The 10175-nt window shown below is 67.7% G+C and carries 5 protein-coding genes and 2 pseudogenes; 4 read left to right on the top strand and 3 right to left on the bottom strand.

All coding sequences use genetic code 11. The annotated features are described in order from the left end of the window. The first annotated feature begins 397 nt into the window (after positions 1-397). From pepT to CG51_RS16765, 3 genes are all read left to right on the top strand, one after another. Positions 398-1651: a peptidase T gene (pepT, locus tag CG51_RS16755; RefSeq protein ID WP_035746933.1), complete on the top strand. Its 1254-nt coding sequence runs from the start codon at positions 398-400 to the stop codon at positions 1649-1651. A 126-nt stretch (positions 1652-1777) separates the two neighbouring features. After that, positions 1778-2539 (top strand): siderophore-interacting protein, encoded by a 762-nt coding sequence (locus CG51_RS16760; protein WP_088233837.1) that lies wholly within the window; start codon positions 1778-1780, stop codon positions 2537-2539. Positions 2540-2928: 389 nt separating this feature from the next. Continuing rightward, positions 2929-5358, top strand: a complete 2430-nt coding sequence (locus tag CG51_RS16765; protein WP_084695249.1) for a Tex family protein — start codon at positions 2929-2931, stop codon at positions 5356-5358. A 181-nt stretch (positions 5359-5539) separates the two neighbouring features. On the opposite strand, the gene CG51_RS16770 is transcribed toward CG51_RS16765, so the two are convergent. After that, entirely contained in the window at positions 5540-6889 is a 1350-nt protein-coding gene (locus CG51_RS16770; RefSeq protein WP_084695250.1) for a cation diffusion facilitator family transporter, read from the bottom strand. Positions 6890-7194: 305 nt separating this feature from the next. Here CG51_RS16770 and CG51_RS16775 point away from each other — a divergent pair, with 305 nt between their 5' ends. Further along, complete coding sequence (locus tag CG51_RS16775) at positions 7195-7764, top strand: L,D-transpeptidase (RefSeq protein WP_035746935.1); 570 nt, start codon at positions 7195-7197, stop codon at positions 7762-7764. A 2-nt stretch (positions 7765-7766) separates the two neighbouring features. Here the strand turns inward: CG51_RS16775 and glpK are convergent. Continuing rightward, positions 7767-9263, bottom strand: a pseudogene (gene glpK, locus CG51_RS16780) (glycerol kinase GlpK). 455 nt (positions 9264-9718) lie between these two features. Beyond that, positions 9719-10175 (bottom strand): annotated as a pseudogene (locus CG51_RS20810) (transposase family protein); the annotation flags it as partial.

The following is a 10175-nucleotide window of genomic DNA, read 5'->3' on the forward strand; positions in this document are numbered from 1 at the left end:
TGCCTATCACGGATCCCTCCGGGACCATGTCCGATTTCTTGAGGTCGGGGATAGCTGTAGGTTCACCGGGCTTCGCCGTCTTTTCGATCTGCGTCAGCAGGGGCACACTCTGGTGACGCTCTCACCTTTGCCTCCCGCAATCGCCCGCCACGCTGCGCCATTGGGGAGCTTCGCGCGGCGGGCGATTGCTCTCCTCCGCGAGGGGAGAGCCGGGCTTCGGGGGCGTTCTGTGTCATCGCTCCAACACAGGATCGGGCCACGCGGTAGTTTGCGCCGGGCCAGTGGGATGCCGCCCTCTCCGCGTACGGCCCCGGGGTTTCGGAAGAAGGGCGGGGCAGGGCGGGTTGACTTCGCCCGCGCTTCGGCGGCTCATCCCCTGAGATGCCCGGAGGACAGAATGACCGATTTCGACCGTGACGTGGAAGAGCGGCTTGTCCGCTATGTGCAGGTGGACAGCCAGAGCGACGAACGCTCGGAGAGTTCCCCCAGCACGGCGATCCAGCTCGACATGGCGCGTCTGCTGGCGGAGGAACTGCGCGAGATCGGCGCGTCGGATGTGACCATTACCGACTATGGTGTCGTGCTGGCCACCGTTCCGGCGACTCCGGGTGCGGAGGGGGCTCCGGTGATCGGGCTGCTTGCCCATGTGGATACCGCGCCTGCCTATAACGCGACGGGGGTTAAACCGCGCGTCCACCGGGGGTACAACGGTGGGCCGATCACCTATCCCGATGCGCCCGATCTGCTGTTGTCGCCGGAGGTGTCGCCCTATCTTGGAACCAAGATGGGCGACGACATCATCACGGCGAGCGGGTCCACGCTGCTCGGCGCCGATGACAAGGCGGGGGTGGCGATCATCATGACGGCGGCGCGGCATCTGCTGTCGCACCCGGAGATAAGGCATGGCAAGCTGCGGCTGGCCTTCACGCCGGATGAGGAGGTGGGCCGCGGTGTGGACAAGCGGCTGCCCGCCGATCTCGGCGCGGATTTCGCCTATACATTCGATGGTGCCGGGTTGGGCGAGATCGAGTATGAGAGCTTCTCGGCGGACGGGGCGATTGTCAGCATCACCGGGGTCTCCGCCCATCCCGGCTGGGCCAAGGGCAAGCTGGTGAATGCCCTGCATCTGGCGGCGAAACTGGTGGCGCTTCTGCCGCAGGCGACGATGACGCCAGAGGTGACGGAGGGGCGGGAGGGGTTCCTGCATCTCTACGAAATCACCGGTACCGCGGCCAAGGCGGAGCTGCGCTTGATCCTGCGCGACTTTGAACTGGAGGGCCTGTCGGCCAAGGGCGATCTGCTGCGGCAGGCGGCCGCCGCGGTGCAGGCGACGGAGCCGCGGGCGCGGGTGGTGTGCGATATCCGCCCGCAGTATCGCAACATGCGCTACTGGCTGGAAAAGGACATGACGCCGGTGGAGATCGCCCGCGCCGCCGTGCGGGCCGAGGGGCTGGAGCCGGTTTCGGTGCCTATCCGCGGAGGCACGGACGGCTCGCGCCTGACGGAGATGGGAGTGCCCGCGCCGAACGTGTTTACCGGGATGCAGGAGATCCACGGCCCGCTCGAATGGGTCAGCGTACAGGATATGGCCGCGGCGGTTCGGGTGTGCCTGCGGATCGCGGAAGGTGGGGCGGGGAAGTCATCCGCTTGACGCGGTCCTGTATTGTTGACAATAATACTACGATTTTGTCGCGCAGAGGCGGCAACAGGACGGGATCTGCCGAACAGCCGGTCCTGACGGATTGGCCGCGCCGCTGCGGCAGGAAGGATGAAGACCATGAGCGATATCGCCGGGCAGCACGCCGAGCCGCGGATCGAGCGCATCCGCCACGAGTTGAAGCGCCGCGAACTGACCGTGGCCCGAACGGAGCGGCTGACCCCGCATATGCAGCGCATCACCCTGACCGGTCCTGAGCTGGAGGGGTTCTACAGCGCCGCGCCGGACGATCATGTGAAGATCATGCTTCCGGCCGAGGGCGAGCCGCAACGGCGGGATTATACGCCCCGGCGCTATGACGCGGCCCAAGGGGAGCTGGTGATCGACTTCGCCCTGCACGAGGCGGGCCCTGCGACGGACTGGGCGCTCTCAGCCGTGGAGGGGTCGGGACTGACCATCGGCGGGCCGCGCGGGTCGCAGGTCATCGCGGGCGATATCGAGCGCTGGCTGCTGATCGGGGATGAAACCGCTTTGCCCGCGATCGGGCGGCGGATCGAGGAGATGGCGGCGGGCACGCCCGTTGCCGCGCTCATCGCCGTGCCGGGGCCGGAGGACGAGCAGAGCTTCGAGACCGCCGCCGCGACCGATATCCGCTGGATCCACCGCCCGGAAGCGGAGGCCGTGCTGGCGGAGCGGCTGCTCGCCCCGCTGCGGGAGATGGAGCTTGGCCCGCGCTGCTTTGTCTGGATCGCGGCGGAGGCGTCGGTGACGCGGGCGCTCCGCGCTTATCTTCTGGAGGAGCTTGGCCTGCCGAAGCACTGGGTCAAGGCCTCGGGCTACTGGGTGGCGGGTGCCGCCGATGCGGTCGAGCATTTCGACTGAAATCCGGCGCGATGGACATCGCGCCATGTCCGCTTCCGGCGGGCGGGGCGGTCTCCGGTAGCGGTAGAGGGCGGGGCGTCGCCCTCGCTGCGGCGGCGTTCACAGGCATCCCACGTTCTATCACACATAGCCCGGATATCGCGCGGGCTGAGATCTGTGGACGAGATGCGGATCCTGCGCCCCCGCGCGGGAGGAGGCGCTCGCTTTCACATTTTACCACGGCCTTGGGTCGTCCTGCTCCTAGCGATGGAGCGACCCCCCCGGCGGCTTCCTCCGGCATATGACCGACGCTCTTCCCGATGGCGGCGTTTTGCCGTCCGGCCACCGAGCCGCCTTGCGTCTCCGCGCTCTTCACTGTCATGGAGAAGGGGAGAGCCAAGGAGACCGCAATGACACCTATCGACCCTGCCCGCCGCATCGCGCAAGCCATCGCCCGCGACATCTCGGCCCGGCCCGATCAGGTGGCGGCGGCGGTGGCGCTGCTGGACGGTGGGGCCACCGTGCCTTTCGTCGCGCGCTACCGCAAGGAGGCGACGGGCGGACTTGACGACACGCAACTGCGCACGCTGGCGGAACGGCTGGCCTATCTGCGGGAGATGGAGGCGCGGCGCATCACCATCCTCGGTTCCATCCGCGATCAGGGCAAGCTGACCCCGGCGCTGGAGGCGGAGATCGCGGGCGCGGAGACGAAGGCCGCGCTCGAGGATATCTACCTCCCCTACAAGCCCAAGCGCCGCACCAAGGCGATGATCGCGCGGGAGAACGGGCTGGAACCGCTGGCCGATGCGATCCTTGCCGACCGGCGGGCCGTTCCCGCCGAGCTGGCCGCGGGGTTTGTGAGCGAGGCCGTGCCCGAGCCGAAGGCCGCGCTGGAAGGCGCGCGCGACATCATCGCCGAGCGGCTGGCGGAGGATGCGGCGCTGATCGGGCGGCTGCGCGACCATCTGCGGGCGGAGGCGCGCGTCGCCTCCCGCGTGGTGGAGGGCAAGGAGACGGCGGGGGCCAAGTTCTCCGACTATTTCACCCATGTGGAGCCATGGAAATCCGTCCCCGGTCACCGCGCGCTGGCCATGTTCCGAGGCCGGAACGAGGAGATCCTGACGCTCGACCTCGAGGTGGACAGCGAGGCCGCGCCGGGGCAAGGCCGGGCCGAGGGGATGGTGCGCGCGGCGCTGGGTGTCGCGGGGCGCGGGCCGGGCGATCTGTGGCTGTCGGATGTGGCCGGCTGGACGTGGCGGGTGAAGCTGCGCACGACGCTTTCCATCGACCTGTTCGGGGAGCTGCGCGACCGGGCGGAGGAGGAGGCTATCCGCGTCTTTGCCCGGAACCTGCGCGATCTGTTGCTTGCGGCGCCGGCGGGCGGGCGGGCCACGCTGGGACTCGATCCGGGCATCCGCACGGGGGTGAAGGTCGCCGCGGTCGATGCGACGGGGCGGCTTCTGGAGACGGCGACGGTCTATCCCTTCCCGCCGAAAAGCGACCTGCGGGGCGCGCAGGCGGTGCTTGGGGCGATGATCGCGCGGCATGACATCGACCTCATCGCCATCGGCAACGGCACGGCCAGCCGCGAGACGGAGAAGATGGTCGCCGATCTGCTGGCCGGACTGCCGGGCAAGAAGCCGATGAAGGTGGTCGTGTCGGAGGCAGGGGCGTCGGTCTATTCCGCCTCGGCGCTGGCGGCGGAGGAATTTCCGGAGCTGGACGTGTCGCTGCGGGGCGCGGTTTCCATCGCGCGGCGCCTTCAGGATCCGTTGGCGGAGCTGGTCAAGATCGAGCCGAAATCCATCGGCGTCGGCCAGTATCAGCATGACGTGAACGAACACCGGCTGGGCCGCGCGCTGGACGGTGTGGTGGAGGATGCGGTGAACGGGGTGGGAGTGGATCTGAACACCGCCTCGCGCCCCTTGCTCTCCCGCGTGGCGGGGATCGGGCCGGGGCTGGCGCAGGCCATCGTCCAGCACCGGGACGAGAACGGGCCTTTCGCCAGCCGGAGGGAGCTTTTGAAGGTCGCGCGCCTTGGCCCGAAGGCGTTCGAGCAATGCGCGGGCTTCCTGCGGATACGCGAGGGGAAGGAGCCGCTCGACGCTTCCGCCTTGCACCCGGAGGCCTATGATGTCGCGCGCCGGATCGTCACGGCCAGCGGGCGCGACCTGCGGGCGCTGGTGCGGGAGCCGGAGGCGTTGCGGCGGCTGGACCCGGCGGAGTTCACCGACGCGCGGTTCGGCCTGCCGACGGTGCGGGACATTCTGGCGGAGCTGGAGAAACCCGGCCGCGATCCGCGCCCGGAGTTCCGCACCGCCACCTTTGCCGAGGGGGTGGAGACGATCTCCGACCTCAGACCGGGCATGCGGCTTGAAGGGGTGGTGACCAATGTCGCGGCCTTCGGAGCGTTCGTGGATATCGGCGTGCATCAGGACGGGCTAGTCCACGTGAGCCAGCTTGCCGACCGGTTCATCAAGGATCCGCATGAGGTGGTTAAGGCGGGGGATGTGGTCTCCGTCCGGGTGACAGAGGTGGACGTACCGCGCAAGCGGATCGGTCTGACCATGCGGAAGGACAACGCGGGGGCGGAAGCCGGACGGGAGCGGTCTGCGGAGCGGAGCGGCGGGGGTATCGGCGACAGGGGCCCCGGAGAAAGGGGCCCGGGGGAAAGGGGCGCGGGAGGCAGGGGGAAACCGGGCCAGAACGGGCCGCGCAAGGGCAGCCCGTCCGATGTCAAGAAGGCTGGCAGCCCGCGGAGCGGCATGGTGGATCGCTCAGACGGCGGGGGCAACGGCGCGCTTGGTGCAGCACTGCTGGAGGCGATGAAGCGGAAGTGAGCCTGCGCGCGCCTTTGGCGGGCTGCTGAAAAAGGCTTTGGCCCGTGTTTGCTTTGGCCTGTATTGGAGCGGAAATCGTTGGCAACCTGGCGAAATCCACATACTTCCGGGCCGATTTCCGGCGCGGAGGCATGACGCTTCGGACTTTTTCGGCAGCCTGTTAGGAGACGGGATCAGGCGGTCAAGGCGCGCGCGCGTGTTCTGCCGCGGCGCGGATGGCGCCGGGGCGGTCGACTTCCACGGTGGCATGGTCGATGCCGAACCGCTTGCGCAGATGGGCGCTGACGCGGGGCGGCAGGTCCAGCGGATCGACACCGGGCGCGGGCGTGACGTGCAGCGTGGCGACGATGGTGGTGTCGGTCAGGGTCCAGGCGTGGAAGTGCGCGGCCTCCGCCACGCCGGGGATGCGGATGGCTTCGGCCAGAACTTCATCCGGATCGAGGTTCTTCGGGGTCGCCTGCAGCAGTACGAGCACGGACTCCCTCACCAGCAGCCATGCCGAGCGCAGCACCAGCAGCGCCACCAGAAGCGAGAGCAGCGGGTCCAGCGGCATCCAGCCGGTGAGCATGATGCCGATGGAGGCGGCGATAGCGCCGACGGATCCCAGAAGATCGCCCAGCACATGCAGGAATGCGCCGTGCAGGTTCTGATCCTGCTGGCCACCACGATGCAGGATCAGCGCCCCCGCGATATTGACCACCAGGCCCACCACGGCGATCGCGAGCATCGGCCCTGCCAGTACTTCCACCGGCTGGCGGAAGCGCAGGACCGCCTCCCACGCGATCCAGCCGACGAGCAACAGGAGCGAGCCGCCGTTCACCAGCGCCGCGAGCACCCTGACCCGGTGGTAGCCGTAGCTGACCCGCGCATTCGCCGCCCGCCGCGCAACCCGGTAGGCGACGAGCGCGAGAAGCAACGCCGCCGCGTCGGACACCATGTGCCCCGCATCGGCGATAAGCGCGAGCGACCCCGAAAGCAGGCCGCCCACCACCTGTACCAGCGCATATCCCGCCGTCATCAGGAGAACGACGAGGATCCGCTTCTCGTTGGAGCCCGTCACCGCCGGCGCGTGGGAGTGGTCATGGCCTTGGTGTCCGTGTGATCCGTCGCCGTGTGATCCGTGGCCATGTGCCGCGTCATCCCTTGCGGTGTGGCTTGCCCGCGCGGAGGGTGCTGCCGGTCCTGCGGGTGCCGGTCCTGCGGGTGCCGACCCTGAGGGTGCCGGATCGAGGGCTGCCGGCCCGGGATGTAGCGCGCCGTGATCGGGATGCCCGCCGTCCGAATCGGAGGAATGTGTGTCGTGGCTGTGCTCGAGCCGGTCGTGCTCCCCATGGCTGTGCGCGCCAGTATGGACAGGGGGATCGTCCCGGGCAGGATGCGGACCGGCGTGATCATCCGCTGCGCCCGTGCCCGGCTGCGCTGTGGCGGGATCGCGGCGGGTGCCCCCGCCGGACTCGGCCCCCGGATATCCCGGTTCATCGGGAGAGGGACGAGATATCGCGCCGTCGGGCTGGCGATTCTGGTCGGTCATCTGTTCTGCCTTTTCCTTCGGGCGCGCGCCAAGGGTAAGACGGAGACGGAGGGCGTCAAGGGCGGCGATCCACCGGGCGGAAAAGAGGCGCAAGAGACCCGCAGATGTGATCGGGATGGACATTTCGCCGCATGGCCCCCCACGCCGCAGGAGATAGCTTCCGGCCAAGACGGGAATATTCGCGCCGACCATGCCAGCAAGGGAGCCAAAAGGGGGTCGGGGCGGTGCCAAACCTTGTGAATACAAACGGATACGACTATCGCCACCACACCGCCACGAAAGGCGGGACAGAACCGAGGACTATCATGACCACTCCAGCCACGCGACGCGGCCTCCTGTTCGGGGTGCTTGCCATGCCGTTCCTCGCGCCCGCGCTGGCGCGCGCGCAGGAGCCGAACGTCCGCGCACCGAGCCACCGGCGCAATATTTCCAGCTTTGTCACCCACCGCTGGCAGGACCATTTCGCCACGCTGGGCAAGGGGGTGATCGTCGCCGACCTCAATTCCCGTGCTGTGCACTTCTGGTCTGGCGACGGGCTGGAATACCGGATCTATCCCAGTTCCGTGCCGATGAGCGACGAACTGACCCGCACCGGCTTCACCGAGGTCGTCCGCAAGCGTATCGGGCCGGACTGGACGCCGACGGCCAACATGATCGCACGCGATCCGAGCCTGCACTACATGCCTCCGGGGCCGGACAATCCGCTCGGCACCCATGCGCTCTATCTGACGTGGCCCGCCTATCTGATCCACGGCACGCAGGATACGCGGAAGATCGGGCGGCCTTCCTCCTCCGGCTGCGTCGGCCTTTACAACGAGCACATCGAGGAGCTTTACGGCCTGGCACCGATCGGCACACAGGTTCGGTTGCTCTGATTTCAGGCGAAGGGGACGGCGATGGCGGCCGCCACCGCAGCCTTCCACTGGTCATAGCGGCTGTTGCGTTCCTCGGCCGCCATCTGCGGCTCGAACCGGCGGTCGAGCGCCCAGGCCCGGGCGAATTCCTCCTGTCCCGGGCAAAGGCCCGCTCTCTGCCCCGCGAGCCATGCCGCACCGAGGGCGGTCGTTTCCAGCACCTCCGGCCGATCCACCGGCGCGCCGATGATGTCGGCCAGAAAGGCCATTCCCCAGTCGGAGGCGGAAAGCCCGCCATCGACGCGCAGAACGGGCGGGGTTCCCGAACCCGCCCAGTCGGCATGCATCGCTTCCATGAGATCGCGCGTCTGGTAGCCCACGCTTTCCAGCGCGGCCCGGGCGAATTCGGCAGGGCCTGATGCCCGGGTGAGACCGAAGATCGCGCCCCGCGTTTCGGGCTTCCAATAGGGCGCGCCGAGGCCGGTGAAGGCGGGGACGAGGATCAGCCGCTCCGCCGGGTTGGCGGCTTCGGAAAGGGGCTGTGTCTCCTCCGCCCGCCGGATGAGGCGGAGACCGTCTCTGAGCCATTGCACGACCGCTCCGGCGATGAAGATCGACCCTTCCAGCGCATAGGTCGTTTGCCCGTCCAGACGGTAGGCGATGGTGGTGAGCAGGCGGGAGTGGCTGGCCACGGGCATATCGCCGGTGTTCAGCAACGCGAAGCAGCCGGTGCCATAGGTCGCCTTGACCATGCCCGGGGAGAAGCAAGCCTGCCCGATGGTCGCCGCCTGCTGATCGCCTGCGATACCGAGGATGGGGATCGCGCGGCCCAGCAGATCCTCCCGCACCGTGCCGAAGTCGGCGGCACAGTCCCGCACCTCCGGCAGCAGGGAGAGGGGAATGTCGAGCAGGCCGCAAATCTCCTCGTCCCAGCGGTTTTCATGGATGTTGTACAGCATGGTACGCGCGGCGTTCGTGGCGTCGGTCGCATGCACCGCACCCCCCGTCAGCCGCCAGACGAGGTAACTGTCCACCGTGCCGAAGGCGAGGTCCCCACGCCTGGCGCGTTCCCGGGCGTCGGGGACTGTGTCCAGCAGCCAGGCGAGCTTCGTCGCCGAGAATTAGGGGTCGAGGATCAGGCCCGTCCGCTCCGTCACCAGCCGTTCATGGCCTGCATCGCGGAGCCGGGCGCAGCTTTGAGCGGTGCGTCGGTCCTGCCAGACGATGGCGTTATGCAACGGCTGGCCCGTGCGCCTGTCCCAGAGCAGCGTGGTTTCGCGCTGGTTGGTGATGCCGATGGCGGCGATGTCGGCGCCGGTCAGCCCGGCCTTTTCCACCGCCTGCCGCATGGTGCCCGCGACCGTCAGCCAGATGTCGCCGGGATCGTGTTCCACATGGCCCGGAGCGGGGAAATGCTGGGGAAACTCCTCCTGCGCGATGGCGCGGATGGCGAGGTTGCGGTCGAAAACGATTGCGCGCGACGAGGTGGTGCCCTGGTCGATGGCAAGGATATGGCTCATGACGGTCCTCCCCCTGCCATCTAGCCCGGTCCTGCGGCCCGTCGCCAGTGGTGTTTCCGCATGGTGCGCTCGGCGACAGGGGTCGGGGCCACGGATCGTTCCTCCTGCCTCTCGCCTCCCTCGCCTTGAAGCGCGCGGCTTTAGATGTAGCCCGGATCGCCTTCGGCCCGTTTCTCAGCCGCAGCGGGCATCATGTCTCGATGAACTGCGGTGCCCGCTGTCCCTGCGATCCTGCCGACCTGCAGCGAACCCGCGTTTTCCTTTTCCATTGGGAAGGATCCCGCTGCCACGTCGCCGGGTTTAACCCCGTGGTTTGCCGACAGCCCTCCTGCGGGGAGGCAAAAGCCCTGCAGAACTGGCAGCGAGATCGGTCGTTCGTGCCTGCTGTCATAATGGAAGCGCTTGACGTTCAGCGGGAAAGCGATCCCCCGGATCGTTTTCTGATCCGCTTCACCTTCCTTGATGGTTCGGTTCATTCGCTCGACTTGCCCGTTGGTCCAAGGGTGATTTGGCTTTGTCAGCCGGTGTTCAATGCCATTGGCCTCGCAACACATGTCGAAGCGCGTGGGCCTGGAGGAGATGGTGTTCCGACTCCGAGGCTGCTCGGAAAATTGGATGCCCCTCGCCATTGTCGCTCGGACCAACGGCAGTCCAATGGCTCGATCGGTGAGAGTGGTGTGAACCTGGTAGGGCAACGGCTTCGAGCATGTGCTGAAAGAACTTCCCAGGCTGTCTTCCTATCGGCCTTGTAGACAAGTTGGGTCACGGCGAACTTGCTCCTGCGATCAATTGCGACGAACAGGTAGAGCTTGCCTTCGGCGGTCTGCACCTCGGCAATATCGATGTGAAAGAAGCCGATCGGATAGCGCTTGACCTTCGACCGTTTCGGCTTGTCGCCGTCCATATCAGGCA

It is taken from the genome of Haematobacter missouriensis (assembly GCF_000740775.1).
Lineage (GTDB): Bacteria > Pseudomonadota > Alphaproteobacteria > Rhodobacterales > Rhodobacteraceae > Haematobacter > Haematobacter missouriensis.